The 19,360-nt window shown below is 60.4% G+C and carries 14 protein-coding genes; 8 read left to right on the forward strand and 6 right to left on the reverse strand.

Features of this window, described 5'->3' with window-relative positions; genetic code table 11:
* Positions 1 to 25 precede the first annotated feature (25 nt).
* From frr to FB466_RS09835, 5 genes are all read left to right on the forward strand, one after another.
* Complete coding sequence (gene frr, locus FB466_RS09810) at positions 26 to 580, forward strand: ribosome recycling factor (RefSeq protein ID WP_141918188.1); 555 nt, start codon at positions 26 to 28, stop codon at positions 578 to 580.
* A 5-nt stretch (positions 581 to 585) separates the two neighbouring features.
* Positions 586 to 1,566 carry a phosphatidate cytidylyltransferase gene (locus tag FB466_RS09815; RefSeq protein ID WP_246054618.1) on the forward strand — a complete coding sequence of 327 codons (981 nt, stop codon included), beginning with the start codon at positions 586 to 588 and terminating at the stop codon, positions 1,564 to 1,566.
* Between the two features lie 59 nt (positions 1,567 to 1,625).
* Positions 1,626 to 2,177: a DivIVA domain-containing protein gene (locus tag FB466_RS09820; RefSeq protein WP_170206103.1), complete on the forward strand. Its 552-nt coding sequence runs from the start codon at positions 1,626 to 1,628 to the stop codon at positions 2,175 to 2,177.
* A 150-nt stretch (positions 2,178 to 2,327) separates the two neighbouring features.
* Complete coding sequence (locus FB466_RS13745; RefSeq protein WP_246054619.1) at positions 2,328 to 2,924, forward strand: aggregation-promoting factor C-terminal-like domain-containing protein; 597 nt, start codon at positions 2,328 to 2,330, stop codon at positions 2,922 to 2,924.
* A 336-nt stretch (positions 2,925 to 3,260) separates the two neighbouring features.
* Positions 3,261 to 3,983 (forward strand): alpha/beta hydrolase, encoded by a 723-nt coding sequence (locus FB466_RS09835; RefSeq protein WP_141918194.1) that lies wholly within the window; start codon positions 3,261 to 3,263, stop codon positions 3,981 to 3,983.
* 26 nt (positions 3,984 to 4,009) lie between these two features.
* Here FB466_RS09835 and FB466_RS09840 read toward each other — a convergent pair whose 3' ends face one another.
* Together FB466_RS09840 and FB466_RS09845 are read right to left on the reverse strand one after the other, a co-directional pair.
* The gene (locus FB466_RS09840) at positions 4,010 to 5,083 is read right to left on the reverse strand and encodes an AI-2E family transporter (protein WP_141918195.1); all 1,074 of its coding nucleotides are present in this window, start codon (positions 5,081 to 5,083) and stop codon (positions 4,010 to 4,012) included.
* A 12-nt stretch (positions 5,084 to 5,095) separates the two neighbouring features.
* Positions 5,096 to 7,942 carry a DivIVA domain-containing protein gene (locus FB466_RS09845; RefSeq protein ID WP_141918197.1) on the reverse strand — a complete coding sequence of 949 codons (2,847 nt, stop codon included), beginning with the start codon at positions 7,940 to 7,942 and terminating at the stop codon, positions 5,096 to 5,098.
* 288 nt (positions 7,943 to 8,230) lie between these two features.
* Here FB466_RS09845 and FB466_RS09850 point away from each other — a divergent pair, with 288 nt between their 5' ends.
* Positions 8,231 to 10,114 carry a DUF8094 domain-containing protein gene (locus FB466_RS09850; protein WP_141918199.1) on the forward strand — a complete coding sequence of 628 codons (1,884 nt, stop codon included), beginning with the start codon at positions 8,231 to 8,233 and terminating at the stop codon, positions 10,112 to 10,114.
* On the forward strand, positions 10,114 to 11,070 hold the full coding sequence (locus FB466_RS09855) for a tetratricopeptide repeat protein (protein ID WP_141918201.1): 957 nt from the start codon (positions 10,114 to 10,116) through the stop codon (positions 11,068 to 11,070). Before FB466_RS09850 ends, FB466_RS09855 begins: the two co-directional genes overlap by 1 nt.
* Before the next feature lie 22 nt (positions 11,071 to 11,092).
* Here FB466_RS09855 and glgB read toward each other — a convergent pair whose 3' ends face one another.
* The 3 genes from glgB to glgX form a co-directional block, all read right to left on the reverse strand.
* Positions 11,093 to 13,318 carry a 1,4-alpha-glucan branching protein GlgB gene (gene glgB, locus FB466_RS09860; RefSeq protein WP_141918202.1) on the reverse strand — a complete coding sequence of 742 codons (2,226 nt, stop codon included), beginning with the start codon at positions 13,316 to 13,318 and terminating at the stop codon, positions 11,093 to 11,095.
* Entirely contained in the window at positions 13,299 to 15,299 is a 2,001-nt protein-coding gene (locus FB466_RS09865; protein WP_141918692.1) for an alpha-1,4-glucan--maltose-1-phosphate maltosyltransferase, read from the reverse strand. The genes glgB and FB466_RS09865 overlap by 20 nt, the downstream gene beginning before the upstream one ends.
* A gap of 85 nt (positions 15,300 to 15,384) precedes the next feature.
* A complete protein-coding gene (gene glgX, locus FB466_RS09870; RefSeq protein WP_141918204.1) occupies positions 15,385 to 17,451 on the reverse strand; it encodes a glycogen debranching protein GlgX in 2,067 nt (688 codons plus the stop codon).
* A gap of 57 nt (positions 17,452 to 17,508) precedes the next feature.
* Here glgX and FB466_RS09875 point away from each other — a divergent pair, with 57 nt between their 5' ends.
* Positions 17,509 to 18,675, forward strand: coding sequence for a cysteine desulfurase family protein (locus FB466_RS09875; protein WP_141918206.1), 1,167 nt, complete (start codon positions 17,509 to 17,511; stop codon positions 18,673 to 18,675).
* Between the two features lie 22 nt (positions 18,676 to 18,697).
* On the opposite strand, the gene FB466_RS09880 is transcribed toward FB466_RS09875, so the two are convergent.
* Positions 18,698 to 19,333, reverse strand: a complete 636-nt coding sequence (locus tag FB466_RS09880; RefSeq protein ID WP_141918208.1) for a GyrI-like domain-containing protein — start codon at positions 19,331 to 19,333, stop codon at positions 18,698 to 18,700.
* Between the last annotated feature and the right edge of the window lie 27 nt (positions 19,334 to 19,360).

Here is a 19,360-nt window from a genome sequence, read left to right on the forward strand (position 1 = left end):
TGTTCTTACAGATGAAGGAGTTGCCGTGATTGCAGACGTTCTTGCCCAGACCACCCAGAAGATGGCCAGGGCTGTGGAGGTGGCAAAAGAGGATTTTGCGACCATTCGCACCGGACGTGCCAACCCCGCTCTCTTTCAGAAGATTCTGGTGAGTTACTACGGTACCCCCACGCCCCTCGGCCAGCTTGCGGCCTTTCAGAATCAGGAAGCCCGTACCATCGTCATCACTCCCTATGACAAAGGTGCATTGAAAGACATTGAGCAGGCCATTAGAGACACTCCCAATCTGGGGGCACAGCCTACCAATGACGGCTCTCTGGTGCGTGTGACGCTTCCCGAACTCACTGAGGAACGTCGCAAAGAGTTTGTCAAGGTTGTGCGGGCTAAGGCTGAGGATGCTCGTGTGACGGTACGTAATCTTCGCCGCAAGTCCAAAGATGAACTGGACGCGCTGAAGGCCGAGGTGGGTGACGACGAGGTGGCGCGTGCGGAGAAAGAGCTGGAGGCTCTGACCAAATCGCATGTTGACGCTATTGACGATGCCCTCAAGCGCAAAGAAACCGAACTTCTTGAGGTGTAAGTGCCGTGTCTGACGGTGACCACCCGCAGAAGCGTCCCGAGGAGTCTCCGCGGGAAGATATCCAGCGGACCTTTGAGTCAACCCGCGGAGATCTAAAAGCTCAGTTTGAGGCCACGCGTGCCCAACTTGATGCGACGAATGCCAAGATTGAGGCTAAGGCTGGCCGCAACCTCTTCCTCGCTGTGACCTCTGGGCTGGTTTTCGGCGGGGTTTTCTTGGTCAGCTTGTTTGCGTTTTCTGAGCTCTTTGCCGTGCTCGTAGCGCTACTTGTCGGAGTGACGGTGCTGGAGCTCTGCACCGCATTCCGTTCGGCTGGGCGCTACGTTCCTCGAGTTGGAACGGTTATTGCGGCCGAGGGGATGGTTCTCGCCACCTACCTCTGGGGTGCATTCGGGCTGTTTGTCTCGCTTCTTATCGCTGTCATCGTCGTTACGGTGTGGCGGTTTGTGGAACTCTGGATATTCCCCACTCATCGCACCTCAAATGCGCGGTTCAGCGCAGATCTGGCCGCCGGGGTTCTTGCCCTTGTGTATGTTGCTTTTTTTGCTGGCTTCGCGATTCTGCTCCGTCAAGGTGAAAACGGAGAGTGGTGGATCTTCACATTTGTGGCCGTCGTTGTTTCGGTTGATGTGGGTGCCTATGCGGCGGGTATCACACTGGGCAGGCACAAGATGACTCCGCGGATCAGCCCCAATAAGACGTGGGAGGGCTTTGCCGGAGCCTTTGTTGTGAGTCAGATTGCAGCCATACTGCTCACTGTATTGGTGTTGCAGTATCCGTGGTGGGCCGGATCGATCATGGGCATTGTGCTCCTGCTGACTGCAACGGGTGGCGATCTGACGGAGTCCCTGATTAAACGAGACCTTGGTGTCAAGGATATGAGTAGCTGGATTCCCGGACACGGCGGATTCCTTGATCGTTTGGATTCCATGCTCCCCTCGATCTCGGCCACATACGGACTGTACTTGATCTTTGCCCTGCACTAACTTGCGCCGTCCCCGCGTCAAACGGTGTGCGCACAGAAAAAGAAGGCAGAATAGAGTCCGTGAGTACAACCTTTCCTCGTGTGAAGAACAAGAAGCAGGCCTATAACATTGACCAGGTTGATGAATTCCTGGCCGAAGCCCGCGAGGCCTATAACCGGGATGCTGCGGGACGAGTCTCGGTCACCGCATCTGACCTCCGCCGTATCTCATTTGATCTACAACGCGGCGGTTACTCGGCTCGCCATGTGGATGCGGCGCTTGACCGCCTCGAGGAGGTTTTTTTCGAGCGTGAGCGCCAGGCTGTTGTCCGAGAAGGGGGCGACGACGCCTGGAACCGGTTGATTGGAGATAAGGTTCTTGCTGTTCGTGGGCGGCTTAGCAAACCTAAGAAGTCTCGCTTTAGCCGCACGCTTTTTCTGGCCAACGGTTATAGTCGCGTGCAGGTGGATGCGTTCACTGATCGAGTGCTGTCATATCTTGACGCAGGTCAATCGTTGACGGTGGCCGAGGTGCGGGATGTGGCGTTCTTCCCCGAGAAGGGGGGGTATCGAGAGGATCAGGTGGATTACCTGCTCGACTACGTTGTCGATATTATTCTGTCGGTGCGGTAAATGATGAATTTTGCTCATCACACCGCGTTTTCAGGTCGTGACCGCTAGCATATAGATACTGTGGTTTTCCTTAGATCGTCTTCAGCAAGCAGCTCGACACTCCGTCGGGGGCGTTCGCGGTACCAGCTGTCTACCCGAAATAATGCGGCAGTGAAGTTTGGATTCGCAGCAATTGCCGCTATTGGGCTCACCCTGGTGACCACGGTTGATCCATACGGCGGAATGGTCACGCAGGCACAGGCTTTTGTGGTCGTCCCATTCTCCGTTGATGATAAAATCTCAAGTCAAAAACTTGCGGTTGGTGACTTAGAAGCCGAAACTGTCTCTCTTGATGCATTTGGGGTTGAGTTGGCTCCCGAGCCGGAACCCGTCGTGGAGGAAGCGGCAGATGAGAAGACGGGGGCAGGCAGATCTTCTCCCGTTTCCTCGGGAGCTCCTGCGGCTGGCACCCCTGACCCTGGTACCGCTCAGGCGATTGCTATGGAGTACGTTGGGGCCGGTGCTGAGTTCGACTGCTTGGTAGCGCTGTGGAATAAAGAATCACACTGGAACGTCTACGCAAACAACGCCTCCAGCGGAGCCTACGGAATCCCGCAGGCTCTGCCCGGTTCCAAGATGGCCTCCGCCGGCGCTGATTGGGCCACCAACCCGGATACTCAGATTCGCTGGGGTCTCGGCTATATTACGGGTCGCTATGGTAGCCCGTGCGGTGCTTGGGGGCACTCACAGAGCGTCGGCTGGTACTAGCCATTCTTCGTTAGAATCGTCCTTATGCCTCGTTCCAATCGCCCGAAGCGTTCACCGCGTTCACTCACCGATGACGAGAGACCAGAGTTGTCTTTTCTTCTCCGTGGTTGGCGTCGTACTGAGGAGCGTGCCGGGTTGTCGTGGGCGGTTCAGCCCATTGCTGCATCTCGGTCGGTGAAGGAATACCGTTGTCCAGGGTGTGAGCGAATGATCGCTGTGGGCGTGGCGCACGTTGTCGTCTGGCGTGCACATGGAGTGTTGGGCGACGATGCTGACTTAGCAGGTCGTAGACACTGGCACGAGCACTGCTGGAAGATCCGATAGGGAGAAAGCCTCATGTCCGAGCTGACCGAGATCCGCAGTGGTACCGTATTACCCGGGCGCCGAGAGGATATCGAGCTGCACACCGTGGACGGCCACACTCTCGTGGGGGAGCTGGCTCTCCCTGAGTCAGAAGAACCCGTTGCTACACTGGTGACGTTGCATCCGCTGCCCACTGCGGGCGGGTTTATGGACTCGCACATTTATCGGAAGGCCGCCTGGCGCCTCCCCGCTCTGGCCAAGCTTGCCGTCCTGCGCTTCAATACCAGGGGGACGCACTCTCCACGAGGAACAAGCGAGGGGACCTTTGACGGAGGGGTGGCGGAACGCTTTGACGTTGCGGCTGCCATGGACTTTGTGAGCGACCGAGGGCTCCCGCACCCCTGGTTGGTTGGTTGGTCATTCGGTACGGAGCTTGCCCTTAAATATGGTCGTGACTTTCCGGTTGAGGGTGTCATCCTGCTCTCCCCGCCGCTACATCGGGCTACTGATGCCGAGGTCGCCGCCTGGAGGGAGGACCCACGAAAGCTGATAGCGCTCATCCCAGAACACGATGACTATTTGCGGCCGGAGGAGGCTCGCCTGCGGTTTGCTGCGGTACCCCAGCTAGAACTGATTCCGGTTGAGGGTGGCCGCCACCTGTGGGTGGGAGAAACTCAGACCCGTCGTGTTCTCAACGAGATCGTGCGCCAGGTAAATCCGGCTGCCTACCCTCTGCCTGAGACGGTGGAGCGATAGCAGCCTGTCGGGCGGCAGCGAGAATGCTACAGCTCGTTGATTCGAGGTAGAACCACCTGCCGAAGCAAGATCATTACTGAGGCCGCGACGGGAATAGCGATGAGAGCACCCAGGAGCCCCAGGAGCGTTCCTCCGGCGAGTGCAGCAATGACCACAACCGATGCCGGAACCTGGACGGCCCGACCCATGATCCGCGGACTAATTACGTAGGCCTCCACCTGCATATAAACCAGGTAGTAAATTCCGGCAACCAGTGCTGTTGTGGGACCGGCAAAGAGACAGACCGCAACGATGAAGAGTGCGCCCGTGAGTGTTCCCACGAGAGGGATGAGACTGAAAAGAAAGGCTATCGTGGCAAGGAGCACCGGGTAGGGGGCCTTGATGACGCTGAGAAAAATGATGCTGAGGATGCCGTTAATGGATGCTTGTGCAAGCTGGCCCACCACGTACTTACCCACAGAGTTGGTGATCTGTTCGCTGATCTCGACAAACCCCTCACGTTTTGTCGCCGGAACGAGCCGGTAAAACGCACTTTTGATGGTGTGCATAGAGCCTGTGAAGTAGAGCGTCAGAATCAGAATGACGATGGCACCAAATAAACCACTCGCAATTCCGGCACCGACCTCAAGAACCCCGCTGCCGACGCTGGCGATGTTGTCGGGGTTACTGACCCAGTTGTTAACGGCGTCCAGCGCCTGATCAATGTTGATGTAGTCGCGCAGACTGAATCGCTCGTCCAGAATCTCGATGAAGCGAGCAAGAGCGCTACTGCCCGTTGTGCTCTGCGCTGAACTGATGGCGTGTGTGACATTGGCTACGAGGCTGCTCGCTTGTCGGACAATGAGCGGGATGACCGTGGACAGCAGTCCACCAAACACTCCGATAACGCCGAGAACGACGGTGAGCAGGGCGGCCCAGCGGGGAAATCGTTTGCTTTCCAACCAGGTGACCACGGGATCGAGACCGAGGGCCAGGAACGCGGCGGCCCCTACATACGTAAAGACGGTAGCAAGCTCACCGAGCATTGCCCAGATGAGCAGGCCCACACCCACACCGAGTGTGGCAACCAGCCCGATCTGAAACGCGTTTTGTACCCTCACCCGACGGTGTGCCTAGTGGGACGTCTCGGGGCGGTTATTCATCGCAACGGTGTCTTCCTCGTCGTCATCCTCAATCAGATCAACATTCTCTAGGGCAGGGGTTGCCGCGTTGATTGCGGGGGTGACGGGGGCCAGAATTGGCTCGCGATCGGCCTCTTTGGTGGCACGCTGGGCCATTTTCTGAGCATTGGTGAGAACATCATGCAGGCTCTCAAAGTAGCGGGCAACGGCACCGCGCTCCACCTTGAGTTGAGTCATCCGGTCCTCGGCCGAGGTGAGTACCTTGTGGGTGCGTGTTTCGGCATCGGTAACGAGACGGTGTGCCCGTTCCTCGGCCTGGGTGACGATTTCCCGTGCCTGATTCTGGGCCTCGTCCCGGATTGAGCGTGCCTCGGTCTGTACTGCTGAGGTCAGCGTCTCGATCTCCTGACGCTTCTCTTCGGCGCGCGCGCGCAAGTCGGCTAGCCGGGCAGTGGCCTCGTCCAGATAAGCCTGGGTCTCGGCGGCCGCTGTGTTGTGACGCTCGGAGAGCGCCTGTTCCAGTTCGTCTCGTCGGGTGGCCAGATCGCGCTCGGTGTCGCGAGCCATAGTGTCAACCTCGGTGCGCATTCTAGCGACGTAGGCGTCAGTCTCGCGCTTAGCGTTTGCAAGGGCTGTCTCCTGCTCGTGACGCTGTGTGCCCAGTTCGGCGATGGTATTGGTACGGAGCATGTCGGTCTCGGCGATAACTTCGGAACGGGTGCGCTCCACCTCTGTGGCGAGTGAGGTCTTCGTCTGCTGACGCTCTGCGTTGAGTGCGATATCGTGAGCCGCGCGCTCTTCCCGTAGCGCCAGTTCGTGCTCGGAACGCTGTGCTTCCAACTCGAGGCGTTGTTGCTCGCGTAGAACTTCCAACTCCATTTCCTGTCGCTCACGCTGCTCTCCAAGGGCAGCGACGCTTTCATGGTTGCGCTGTGTGATGTTGTGCTGAGAAGCTGCCTCTGCGGCGGCGATTTTCTCTGCGTTGAGAAGGGCTTCCTGCTCAAGCCTGGCCGAGTGGGCGGTGAGGGCCGCGGCGAGGTTAGCCTCGTGCGCCTCTCGCTCACGGCTGATTGCGGCTTCAAACTCATGGCGGTCACGGGCCAGGGCGGCAGTTTGACTATCTCGCTGACGTTCGCGCTCGGCCCGAGCGCGGTCCGCGAGTTCGGCGAGTTCGGAGGCGTGCGAGGTGCGCTCGCTCTCAATGGCGTCGTCGTGCTCGTTGCGTTCGCGTTCGATTGTTTCGCGATGCTGCTCCACTTCGCGACGAATGGATGCCTCGTGCTCGGCCCTCTCGCGTCCGATCGTTTCGGTGTGCTCCTCCAGCTCGCGGGTAATCTTTTCGTTGTGCTCGCTGCTCTCGCGGCCGATGAGTTCGTTGTGCTCAGCCAACTCACGGCTGAGTAGTTCGTTGTGCTCCTCGCGTTCGCGGGTAATCTTTTCGTCGTGCTCAGCACGTTCGCGGGTAATCTTTTCGTCGTGCTCAGCACGTTCGCGGCTGATAGCCGTATCGTGAGCGGTGCGTTCCCGCTGGATGAGCCCGGTGTGCTCGGCGATTTCGCGCACAATGCGTGCTGCGTGCTGTTCCTGCTCGGCAGCGATTGAGTGCTCGTGTTCCGTGCGCTCAGACGCGATGGTCTGGCGGTGCTGTTCCAGCTCAGCGGCGAGCAGGGCGGCCTGTTCCGCACGCTCTGCCTCGAGCTCTTCGCTCTGCCGCTTCTTTTCGGCGGCCAGTTGCTTGTCGTGAGCAGCGCGCTCTAACTCCAGCTCGGCACCCTGCTCATTGCGTTCCAGTTCAAGAGTGCTCTGCTGTTCGCGGGCTAGCTGTGCGAAACGGTCGTGGTGCTCCTGCCGGTCAGCGGCCAACTTGAGCTGCTGTGCTGAGCGTTCCTCTGCGAGCGTGGATTCGTGGGTCTCACGCTCGCGAGCAAGGGTGGAGTCGTGCTCTGCGCGTTCCCGTGCGAGTCTAGCGGTGTGCGTTGTCAGCTGGTTTTCTAGCTCAATAGTCTGGGTCTGGGCGGCCGCATCCAACTCGGTCTGTCGCTGTGCAGTCTGATCCGCTAGCTCAAGGCGAGCTTTTTCGGTTGCTGCGACGAGTTCAGCACGGGCGTTGTTGGTCTTCTGCTGCAACTCTGTGCGGGCAAGTTCGAGGTCTCTGGCATTCTGCTCACGCTCAAACTCGGTAGCCCGGGCTCGTTCCTCTGCCTCGGCCTGAAGGGCGCTGGCTCGTTCTTGAGCGGTTGCCAGGAGCTCGGCGGCGGTGCGCTCAGCTGCGGCCTTCTCTGCCTCGGACGTGAGCTTGGCCGAGGTTGTCATTTCGAGGGCTGAGGCGCTGGCGGCTTGGCGGACGGCAGCGGCCTCACGCGTTGCCTCGGACAACATCTCTTCTTTGTCACTATTTGCTCTGGCTGTCGATTCGGCCACGTCGTTTTTTGCACCGACAACCAGGGTGTAAGCCTCTGATTTTGCGCTGTTCAGGATCTGCTCGGCACGTTCCTGTGACTGGCGCAGCAGCTGTGCGGCCTCTGCCTCGGTCGTACGGCGCAGTTTCTCGGCGTCCAGATCGGCCTGAGCGATGACGCGAGCGGAGTGCTCCTCGGCCATTTGTAGGCTGCTCTCAAGCTTGGTTCCCAAGCCGGTGTATCCGGTGGATTCGAGCTCCTCGACTTCTACAGTCAGTTCACCAATGTGAGTTTTAAGGGATTCTTGCTCGTGCAGAGCCCGTTGATGACGCTGCTGCAACTGGGCAAGCTCGTTATTGAGTTGCTGGATCGCCTCATCGACTTCAACCTTGTCATATCCCCTGAATGCTTGGCTAAACGGGCTCTCGTACTCGGACACTGGCTACTCCGTAGTTGATGTGGCGGCGGCGGTGATTCCGCTCAAGACTAAATACCTCACCAAAGTCTATTGCACGAGAGGCTCGTCTCACCCCATGTCTCATCCTTGTCGGAAGGTTTTCAGGCGATATCCATGTCCACCGTTCATACTAAACTTCCACGAAGGCCCATGACCGCCGCGATAAAACGTACTGTCGAGGGCGATGTCAGGTATCGTTGATCCGCTTGCCATACCTGCGCACCCCCTACCGGGGAGCCCGCGCGGTCTGGGAAACGAAGGAGCTTATACGTGCGATATGTTTTCGCAATTGCCACGCTTGCGCTGGCCGCTGTCCTCATACTGTTGGGGATTGGCCAGCGAACCTTTTTGTCGGGACCATCGGCCATTCGGGTCTCCACGGAACTTTCCGCCGACAGCCAATACGCGCTCCTACCTGCCGATGTTCTGGCTGAGAATGTGGGTCGTCAGACGGTCACGGTTCGCGGAGAAAAAAACGTTTATCTCGCCTATGCCCGGACGGCCGATGTGCAAGCGTGGCTGACCGCCGTGCCGCACGATGTGCTGTCAATCGACCAGAAAACCGGCGAGTTGTCGAGCGTGTCGGTGAAGGCCGATGAGGACGCGTATAGAAAGCTGGTGGTCTCAGGCGATAGCGAGCCGAGCGATACCACGGCCACGAAGACTCCGGCCGAGGGCGACGCGATGGAGACATCTCAGTTGGCTCTTCCGAAGAACCCAGATCCGAAGGGTAGCGACCTCTGGCTCGCGGAATACTCTGAGGACAACCTCCTGACACAGGCTATGGACCTTCCCGAGGGTATTTCCGTGATTGTGGCCGCCCGTAACGGGGACAAAGTTCTCGACGGAGTGTCTCTGAGCTGGTCGGTGGACAAATCAACGCCCCTGGCCGGTCCGCTTCTCGTGGGGGGTATCATCCTGGGAATAGTCGGTCTGTTCCTCTACCTTTTAGCTGTTGACCACGACCGCCGTTCAACCCGACCACGGCGGGGCAATACTAAGCGACTGGCTGGTCTCCGCCGCCAATCTGCGCTCACCGGGGTCAGCCCCAAGAGCATTGAGAAGGATCGGCGTCGTGCCCTCGGGGGAGGTCGCACGAAGCTCCTTGCGATTCCCGTTGTTCTGTCTGTGGCTTTGATGGCCTCGGGTTGCTCGGCTGACTACTGGCCCAAGTTTGGCAATGAGCCTGTGGCTCCAGGGAGTACCGCTGCTGCAACGGCTTCAGCTGAGGACCAGGATGCTCTGCCCCCCGCCGTGACCTCACCGCAACTCACGCGTATCCTCACGGATGCCTCCGATGTTGCGACCACCGCTGATACCGAGCTCGATGCTGAGATGGCGAAGACCCGCTTTGCCGGGGCAGCGCTTGACGAGCGACTGGCAAACTACACTATTCGTGCGAAGTCTCCGGATACCAAAGCCCCCGGAGCGCTGTCTTCCACCGTGATGGACTATGAGTTGCCCCAGAGCACAAAGACATGGCCGCGCACAATCTTTACGGTTGTAGAGGACGGTACCGACAGCGAGAATCCGCCCCTTGGCGTCGTTCTGATCCAGAAGTCTCCGCACGATAACTACATGATTCACTATGCGGTCGAGATCAGCGGTGGTTCGGTGCTGCCGGATGCCGCCCCGGCATATATCGGAACTTCGCGGCTCGCCCCTGACTTTAACGCGCTCAAGCTGCAACCAAAAAATATCGCGACGGCCTATGCCGACGTGTTGAACAACGGTGCCGATTCCAACTATTACGACTACTTTGATGTGACGGATGACAACCTGGTGAGCCAGGTCGGCCAGTCCTGGCGTCAGTCGGAGCGCCAGGGATTTGCGGCAAACGATCAAGAAGGGGAGGCCAGCTTTAGCACCGTCCCGGGTGACGGCGAGGTCGTTGCCCTGTCAACGGCCCAGCAGGGTGCGCTTGTGGCGGTGTCGGTTCTTGATACCGAAACGATTGTGCCCACGAACGAACGCGCAGAGATTACCTTTAGCGGATCGGCTGCCGCTGCTCTGGCCGGTACCAACAAGTCGAACACCGGTCTGTACCAGACGTGGGAGTACCAGCTACTCTTCTCCGTGCCGGGTGCAGACTCGAAAGATAAAATCAAACTACTGGGCTTCACACACAGCCTGGTGAAGGCGGGAGCAAATTGATGTCTGACCCTCGGCTTAACAGTCTCATGGGGGGCGGTGCGGTTGATTTATCGCCGCTCGTTCACAAGTCGCAGGCGGGTCAGCAGCCCGCCACGGTCCCCGGGGCCCCCTCCCCGTCGGGTGATCCCGTGTCCGTTCCCTCCCTCGTGATGGACGTAACCGATGAGACGTTTGCGGAGGTTGCGCGTCTTTCTACGGTTGTCCCGGTCATCATTGACCTGTGGGCCGAGTGGTGCCAGCCCTGCACACAGCTCACCCCCATATTGGAGAAGCTGACTCGGGAACTCAACGGTCGAATCCTCCTTGCGAAGGTCGATGTGGAGAGTAACCCTGGTCTCTCACAGGCATTCCAGGCTCAGTCCATCCCTATGGTGGTCGCCGTGGTTGCTGGTAAGCCGATCCCCCTATTCCAGGGTGCGCTGCCGGAGGCTGATGTTATCCAGGTGCTTAACCAGGTACTTGAGTTGGCCGCCCAGGCGGGCGTGACCGGGTCGGTGGTCGTGGTTGAGGCCGAGGCGAGTGACCCTGCAGCCCCTGCCCCGATGCCTCCGCATCATGCAGAGGCCCTCGGCGCGCTGGAGCGAGGAGACTTCCCGACAGCGAAAGAAGAGTACCGCCAGGCGCTCCTCAGCAATCCACGCGATACCGAGGCCGTCGCCGGACTCGCCCGTGTGAGCTTACTTGCGCGCCTGTCAGGTAAGACACTCGACGGGGTTCGGGGAGCCGCAGCCGCAGATCCGCAGAATCTGGATGCCCAATTGGACGTGGCCGACCTTGACCTGTCCGGCGGGCACATTGAGGACGCTTTTGATCGTCTCCTGACACTTTTTGCTGCGCGTGATACGGATGAGCGGGACCGTATTCGCGAGCGACTGCTCGAACTCTTTGACGTGGTGGGTGTGACAGATCCCCGTGTCGGGGCAGCGCGCCGTCGCCTGACTGCCCTGCTCTACTAGGAGGGCAGCCAGTTCGGTACGTCTACGTAGTGGGTTGCAGATACAGTGCACTCAGCGCGGGCACGAGGAGAGCCGTCGAAGCTGGCTGGCCATCCCACGGTCGCGCCTCGCCCTGCCAGGTGGCCTGGCCGGGGGCATCCCAGCCCCCGTACCGAGCGTGGTTGCTGCTGAAGACGGTGCCCCAGCGTCCCTCGCGGGGTAAACCTAAGCGGTAGCCGTTGAGGTCGATTCCCGAGAAATTGACGATAACCACAGTGGGTCGTCGCTGCTCATCCCAGCGGATGAACGAGACAACATTGTGGCTGCCATCGTGGGCGGCTATCCACTCGAATCCTGTGGGGGACTCATCCAGCTGCCACAGGGCAGGGGTTGATCGGTACTGCGCGTTGAGGTCAGCGGTCAGCGCGAGTAAGCCCCGGTGACCAGGCTCGTCACTGATCCACCAGTCGAGGCCGCGCTGTTCACTCCACTCGTCGAGTTGCCCAAACTCCTGCCCCATGAAGAGCAGCTTTTTGCCCGGATGGGCCCACATGAAGGCTAGATAAGCGCGTACATTGGCGAGTTTCTGTTCGGGCGTACCGGGCATCTTGGCCACCAGGGATCCTTTGCCGTGCACGACCTCGTCGTGGCTGATCGGCAGGATGTAGTTTTCGCTCCACGCGTACGCGAGGGAGAACGTGATGTCGTTGTGGTGGTGGGAACGGTACATCGGGTCGTTCGCTAGGTAGCGGAGGGTATCGTTCATCCAGCCCATGTTCCATTTGAGACCAAAGCCCAGCCCGCCCGAGTCGGTGCGGCGAGTGACGCCGTCCCAGCTGGTGGATTCCTCCGCAATCATTATCACGCCGGGATGCCGCCGGTACACGGTGGCGGTCACCTCCTGGAGGAGACTCACGGCCTCCAGGTTCTCGCGGCCGCCGTGGATATTGGGCAACCACTCACCCTCGCCGCGCGAATAATCGAGATAAAGCATCGAGGCGACAGCATCGACGCGTAACCCGTCAATGTGGAACTCCTCACACCAGTAGAGCGCGTTGGCCACCAGGAAGTTACGCACGCCCGGATTACCAAAGTCGAACACGAGAGTGCCCCAGTCTTGCTGCTCGCCACGCCTCGGGTCTGGATGTTCGTAAAGCGGCTCGCCGTCGAAGCGCGCGAGAGCCCACTCATCCTTGGGGAAGTGCCCCGGCACCCAGTCCAGCAGCACACCGATACCTGCCCCGTGCAACCTGTCGATGAGGTAGCGCAGGTCGTCGGGAGTGCCAAAGCGACTTGTCGGGGCGTAATAGCCCGTGACCTGGTAGCCCCATGAGGGCGTGTACGGATGCTCCGCGAGCGGCATGAACTCAACGTGAGTGAACCCCAGCTGTTGTACGTACTCGATGAGCTGATCGGCGGCCTCTCGATAACCGAGACCGGGACGCCAGGAACCCAGGTGAAGCTCGTAGACGCTCAGGGGGGCCGTGTGCAGTGAGGATGCGGCACGCGTAGCCAGCCATTCTTCGTCCTGCCACTCGTAGTGGCTTTTCTCGATAATTGAGGCGGTTGCCGGGGGGTGTTCCGTGCGACGCGCGACGGGGTCGGCTTTGGTGCGCCAGATGTTATCGCGTCCCAGAATCTGAAACTTATAGACCTCACCGGGGGTGAGATGCGGCAGGAAGACCTCCCAGACGCCCGAGCCGCCGAGGCGGCGAAGGTTATGCAGCGCGCCATCCCACGTGTTAAAGTTACCCACCACGCGCACCGCCCGCGCCCGCGGTGCCCAGACGCTAAAAGAAACGCCGGGGGTCAGCTTGTGAACCCCGTGGTGATCGCGTGTATGGGAGCCGAGTACCGTCCACAGTTGTTCGTGTCGGCCCTCCGCGAGCAAGTGTAGATCGAGTTCGCCGAGCGTGGGGGGGTAGCGATAGGGGTCATCGGCAACCCACGTGTGGCCCTCGGCGTAGTCGGTGTGCAGGACATAATCATCTGGTTCCTCGAGGGTGCTACCCTGCCAGACACCCTGGCCCAGATGGGCGAGAGGGACGCGTGTTCCATCATCGCGGCGCGCGACGACGCGCGCGGCGAGAGGGCGGAGCGCACGGATGACGGTGACCGACGTTCCCCCGGCGACCGTTTGTCTGTGCTGGCCGAGAACCGAGTGCGGGTCTGAGTGAGTTCCGTGTGCGAGAGAGAGTAGAACGTCGGGGGTCGGTTCGGACGCGGTGTTTGAGGTCCGCGCCCCGCCGCTAGCCACGGCTGGCTCCATCCAGGCGGAGAATATGCACCGGTTCGACCTCGGGATCTAAGCGGACGTAGTTGTGCTCGCTCCACATCCAGGTGGCGTCTGTGAGCAGGTCGGTGACGGGGAACGATGACCCGGGTGCCAGACCCAGGGCCGTGAGGTTGAGATGGACCACCGTCTCCGCGATGTTGTGCGGGTCTACATTGACCACAACGATGAGGGTGTCGCTCTGGCCGGAGTCGGCATGCTCGGCGGCAAGGTGCTTGCTGTAGACCAGGATGCTGTCGTCGTCGGAGGAGTGCAGGGTCAGATTGCGCAATTGGCGAAGTGCGGGGTGCGTGCGGCGCAGGTCGTTGAGTCGCGTGATGTAGGGAACCAGTGAGCGACCCTCGCGTTCGGCGGCAGCATAGTCTCGGGGACGGTACTCGTACTTCTCGCTGTCGAGATTCTCCTCGGCCCCTGGACGGGCAACATTCTCAATGAGTTCGTAGCCAGAATACATTCCCCAGGTGGGGGCCGTCGTCGCGGCGAGTGCTGCGCGGATCTTGTATGCCGGCCTCCCTCCAAATTGCAGATACTCGGTGAGGATATCGGGGGTGTTCACGAAGAAGTTGGGTCGCAGATAGTCGGCGGTTTCGGTTGTCACCGACGTCAGAAACTCCGCCAGATCTTCCCGCGTGTTGCGCCAGGTGAAGTATGTGTAGGACTGCTGGAAACCCACCTGAGCGAGTGTGCGCAGCAGGGCCGGGCGGGTAAACGCCTCGGCCAGGAATATCACTCCGGGGTGCTCCGAGGTGACCTCCCCGATGAGCCGCTCCCAGAAATGGACGGGTTTTGTGTGGGGATTATCCACCCGGAAGATATGGATACCGCGTGAGATCCAGAGGCGTACGATCCCCAACACCTCGGCGTAGATTCCCTCGGGGTCGTTATCAAAGTTGATCGGGTAGATGTCCTGATACTTCTTGGGCGGATTCTCGGCGTGTGCGATTGAACCATCCGGCAGTGTGGTGAACCACTCGGGATGCTCCAGAACCCACGGATGGTCCGGTGACGCCTGAAGGGCAAGGTCGAGCGCAACCTCCATATTGTGGGTGGCTGCCACGGCGCAGAAAGCCGTGAAATCGGCCACCGTACCCAGGTCGGGATGAATTGCGTCGTGTCCGCCCTCCGCCGCGCCGATCGCCCAGGGGGACCCGGGATCATGTGGCCCGGCCGTCAGAGTATTGTTGGGGCCTTTACGAAACGACCGCCCGATCGGGTGGATCGGCGGCAGGTACACCACGTCAAAGCCCATGTTGCTGATCGCCGGCAACCGGCGGGCTGCCGTGGCAAAAGTACCGCTGCGCCAGGACCCGTCAGCACGGCGAACTGCTCCTTCGGACCGGGGAAAAAACTCGTACCAGGAGCCAACCCCGGCACGTTCCCGCTCGACCAGCAGGTGAAAATCTCCGGTGACGCTTGAAAGCTCGGCGATGGGACGCAGCGCCAGTACTGCACGTACTCGCTCGCCACTCGCCACCTCTAGCCGCTTCTCTGGGGTGAGTGACCTGTTCCCCAAAGCGGTGGCTAGCGTGGTGAGGAGACGCTTTTCGACGGCCGGTCGGCCCTGTTCCTTCGCCCCCCGCGTGACAATCTGCTGGCCGAGGGCGAGCATCACATCCACATCGACACGGGCCGGGATTTTAATCTGCGCATTGTGTAGCCAGGTCGCGTAGTCATCGCTGAACCCGCGGAAGTGGAAGGCCCACTCGCCCTCGGTATCCAGCCGAATGCGGGTACCCCACCGGTCGCTTCCGGGATCTAACTCTGCGAGTACGTGAGTTGTCTCATCGCCCAATGGCGAGATCAGGATCAGGTGGGCTCCGATCCGGTCGTGGCCCTCCCGAAACGCCGTGATTGCGAAAGGCACCACCTCCCCGGAGAACGCGCGAGGACGCCACCGATTATGTGCCACGGCGGGCGCGGGATCGAGAAGGGGGATTCGGCCGAGGGCTGGGCTCATTAACTGCACACACTGACCGTACCGAATACGTAGCCATCAGCGCGAGGCAGACGGGAAGATTGGCCCGACAGCTCTTCTGTGCGGGTTAGCTCAGCGCGCGATACAACTGCATGGATGTTCCGGGGATGCGCAGGGTGGTTCCCGGGGCGAACTGGCCATAACTTTCCGGGTTGGGCCGGGGTGCCTCATCCGCGCTATCCCACAACAATTCGTAGCTTGTGACCCCGTCAAAGCGGGGAAGCGTCACAATAGTGTCGTCTTCAAGCGCGTGCACGATGCAGAGGATGCGGTTAAACTCCTCAAACTCGGGTGTGCTCGTTGCCACGTACTGTAGCGTGCGGTTGAGGGGGGAGTTCCAATCGCTCTCCGGCATCCGATTACCGGACCCATCGAACCACTCCATTTTGCTCGCTTGGGGAATGACCCGATCCATCTGCCCATAGTGTCGGGGGCGCAGTGCCGGATTCTCGTGTCGCAACCGCACCAGGTGCTGAGTGGTGCGCAGCAGATCGTGTTGCCAGGCCTCATGTCGCCACGGCAACCAGGAAATCTCGTTGTCCTGGCAGTACGCGTTGTTATTGCCCTGCTGGGAACGGCCAAACTCGTCACCACCCGCGAGCATCGGCACACCGGCCGATAACAGCAGCGTACCCAGGAGATTACGCACCGCCTTGCGCCGCACTCGCTCGATATTCTCGTCATTGCTAGGCCCCTCATACCCGTGATTGTACGAGTTGTTGTTATTGGTGCCGTCCCGATTGTTTTCACCGTTAAGCAGGTTGTGTTTGACGTTGTACGCCGTGAGATCCGCCATCGTAAAGCCGTCGTGGGCCGTGATGAAGTTGACCGAGGCGAGCGGCCCACGATCCTGCGCAAACGTGTTCGAAGAGCCCGCAAAACGCGTGGCGAACCGACCGATACCACTCCCGGCATCCCCGTCGTGGCGGGCTTTTGCAATATCCTGCAACCAAAAATCGCGCATTCGATCCCGATAGCGATCATTCCACTCGGACCAGCCGCGCGGGAAGTGACCCGTCTGCCACCCGCCAATGCCAACATCCCACGGCTCGGCGATCATCTTGACGCCCGCCAGTTCCGGGTCGCTCACCACAGCCGATAGCAACGGATGATCGGGTGTAAACGCCGCATCCCCGTTTCGCCCGAGCGTGGCAGCCAGGTCACATCGGAAACCGTCCACCTGCATTTCGTTGGCCCAGTAGCGCAGTGAATCCAGAACCAGCCGCACCGCGGCGGCCGAACCGAAGTTTACGGTGTTACCGCACCCCGTGACATCCACGTAACGCCCCGTCTCATCCTGTCGATAGTACGAGGCATTATCGAGACCACGCAGACTTGTCGTCGGCCCCTCCGGCCCCTCCTCTGCCGTGTGATTGTACACCACATCCAGGATGACCTCGATTCCCGCTCGGTGTAGATTGCGGACCATGGTCTTAAACTCTGCGATCACCGCGGACGGGCCCGCCTTCCGGGCCTCCCGTGTGGCATACGCGTTATGCGGTGCAAAGAATGCGAGCGAGTTATACCCCCAGTAGTTGACCATTCCCAACTCCTGAAGCCGCTCCTCCGATACAAACGCGTGCACCGGTAACAACTCCACCGCCGTCACCCCCAGCGACGTCAAATACGCGATCGACACCTGGTGCCCCAACCCCGCGTATGTTCCCCGTACAGGAAATGGCAGCAACTCGTTCAGCACGCTAAAACCTTTCACATGGGTCTCGTACACCACTGAATGATCCAGCGGGATGGCAGGTTTAGCCACGCCCTCCCAACTAAACCCGTCCGCCACTACAACCGAGCACCACACCCCATCACTCGTCTGTTCCACCCCGCGGCCGTACGGGTCAAGCAGGAGACGCTCACTGTTGAAGCGATGCGTAGGACCCTCTGGCCCCTCTGCCCGCAACGCGTATCGCTGGCCGGGAACCATCGCCGCCGACTCCACCGACCATACGCCATCGCTCACCAGGGCCATCGGCCACTCTGAGAGCGGTGTCGAATTACCGCCAGCAGGCAACAGACACAGCCACAGAGCTGTGGCGTGCTCGGACCACACCGATAATCGCGGAACACTCACACGACCGTCCGTCGGTACAACCACACCTAACCGGGGTAAAACAGAATCATTCATGGGTAACAGGGTATCCCGCGTTATCCTGGATTCCGTGACCGGAACAGGACAAATCTCGTGAGCGTATACCTCGACCACGCCGCAACGACCCCCCTGCGCGACGAGGTGCGCGACGCTTATGTGCAAGCGCTTGCCGTTGTCGGTAACCCTGCCTCTATCCACAGCCACGGTCAACGTGCCAAACGTACCCTTGAAGAGGCGCGCGAACGCCTCGCCGCCGCTCTCGGCTGTGAACCCATCGAAATCACATATACCGGTGGTGGTACTGAGGCGATCAATCTCGCCATTAAGGGCATCTGGTGGGCCCGGCAGCGTGACGCTGTCCGGCCGACTCTTCTCATCCCGGGCGCAGAACATCACGCCACCATCGACGCCGCCGAATGGCTCGCCGCGACCCAGGGCGCGCGCCTCGCCCCACTACCCCTGGATGATAATGCCCGCCTTGCGCCTACTGAGCTGCGTGCCGCGCTCGCCGCGGTCGGCCCACAGGTGGCCCTCGTCAGCACCCTCTGGGCCAACAATGAGGTCGGCACCGTCCAGCCCGTTCCCGAACTCGCTGCTGTTGCCGCAGAGTATGCCGTACCCCTTCACCTCGACGCGGTTTCCGCCCTCGGCTACCTTCCTGTGCACTTTGCCCGCTCTGGGGTGCAGGCCATGAGCGTATCCGCCCACAAAATCGGTGGGCCCGTCGGCATTGGGGCGCTCATCCTTTCCCGGAGTGTCACCGCGGTACCCCTCCAACACGGCGGAGGCCAACAGCGCGCCAGATCCGGCACTCAGGATGTGGCCGGGGCCGTGGCTTTTGCGCTCGCCGCCGAACTGGCGACCGCAGAGCTCGACGAGTTCGCCAGGCGTTTGTCCGCGCTACGGGATGACCTGGTGAGGGGTGTCCAGGAGGCTGTGCCAGACGCGGTGTTGCGAGGAGTCGCAATAAACGGTGACCGACTCCCCGGTAATGCGCACTTTACGTTTCCTGGCTGTGAGGGTGATTCGCTACTTTTCTTACTGGATGCCGCTGGAGTCTCGGTCTCGACGGGCTCGGCCTGCCAGGCAGGGGTGCCCGAGACCTCGCACGTGCTGACCGCAATGGGTGTGCCCGAGGGGGAGGCGCGCGGTGCACTGCGCTTCACCCTCGGGCACGGTAGCACCCCATCCGACGTGGCCGCTCTCGTGGCTGCGCTCCCTCAGGCCTATACACGAGCGCAGCAGGCCGGTCTCGCATAGGCGGGCAACGCCGATAGAGGGGCTATGCCGCGATGCGCCGGACGGGTTGGCGGAGGAGTGTCTTGAGCCGGGCCGGCTCGGTCTTGCGAGGGTCGCCCAGGTAGATCTCGTGGTGTTTGCCATTGAACGTGAGACCGTGGTCCGGGAGGTACTCGTTGTGCAGACGGGCCAGGGTGGGAGCCTCATCGTCATAGGAACCCACGTGCAGGATCTGCACCGACGTGCCTTCGTGGTAGGTCTCGAAGCGGAGAAGGTCGAGCGATGTCGGGTTTTTCTTCGCTCGAACGGTTTCGATTGCATCAGAAATGAGAGCGGCTGTGACCCATTCAGGTTGCAGGACCATCATGGTCCATTTCCATGACGACTTATCCCGAGCCGTAAATGCCTCGGGGTTATCCGCCCACCACAGGCCTTCCAGGGGGGACACGGTGTAGTCGCGACCCAGCTGCTTTTTGCTCGCAAACTTGGCAGTAAACGAGACGGAGTACAGAGCCTCGACCGCGGCCGTGTAGGACGGCTCAGTGTTGGGGTCACCGGCCCCATCGACCATGAGGTACGACAAGGGCGGCACCTCCACCACCGCAAAATCTTTTTTCCCCGCGGAGAAAAGCTCTCCATAGTGCTTTTTGAGGTCAACCTTTGGGTAGGTATCAGGCATGTTGTTCTCCAAAAGGTGGTGCTGATC

The sequence above is a fragment of the Klugiella xanthotipulae genome, assembly GCF_006716695.1.
GTDB lineage: Bacteria > Actinomycetota > Actinomycetes > Actinomycetales > Microbacteriaceae > Klugiella > Klugiella xanthotipulae.

What these genes read in the sequence shown, in the direction of transcription:
- glgX (WP_141918204.1), bottom strand. Translation starts at nt 17,451, where the DNA reads ATGAATGATTCTGTTTTACCCCGGTTAGGTGTGGTTGTACCGACGGAC.
- glgB (WP_141918202.1), bottom strand. Translation starts at nt 13,318, where the DNA reads ATGGAGCCAGCCGTGGCTAGCGGCGGGGCGCGGACCTCAAACACCGCG.
- FB466_RS09880 (WP_141918208.1), bottom strand. Translation starts at nt 19,333, where the DNA reads ATGCCTGATACCTACCCAAAGGTTGACCTCAAAAAGCACTATGGAGAG.
- FB466_RS09855 (WP_141918201.1), top strand. Translation starts at nt 10,114, where the DNA reads ATGTCTGACCCTCGGCTTAACAGTCTCATGGGGGGCGGTGCGGTTGAT.
- FB466_RS09835 (WP_141918194.1), top strand. Translation starts at nt 3,261, where the DNA reads ATGTCCGAGCTGACCGAGATCCGCAGTGGTACCGTATTACCCGGGCGC.
- FB466_RS09865 (WP_141918692.1), bottom strand. Translation starts at nt 15,299, where the DNA reads ATGAGCCCAGCCCTCGGCCGAATCCCCCTTCTCGATCCCGCGCCCGCC.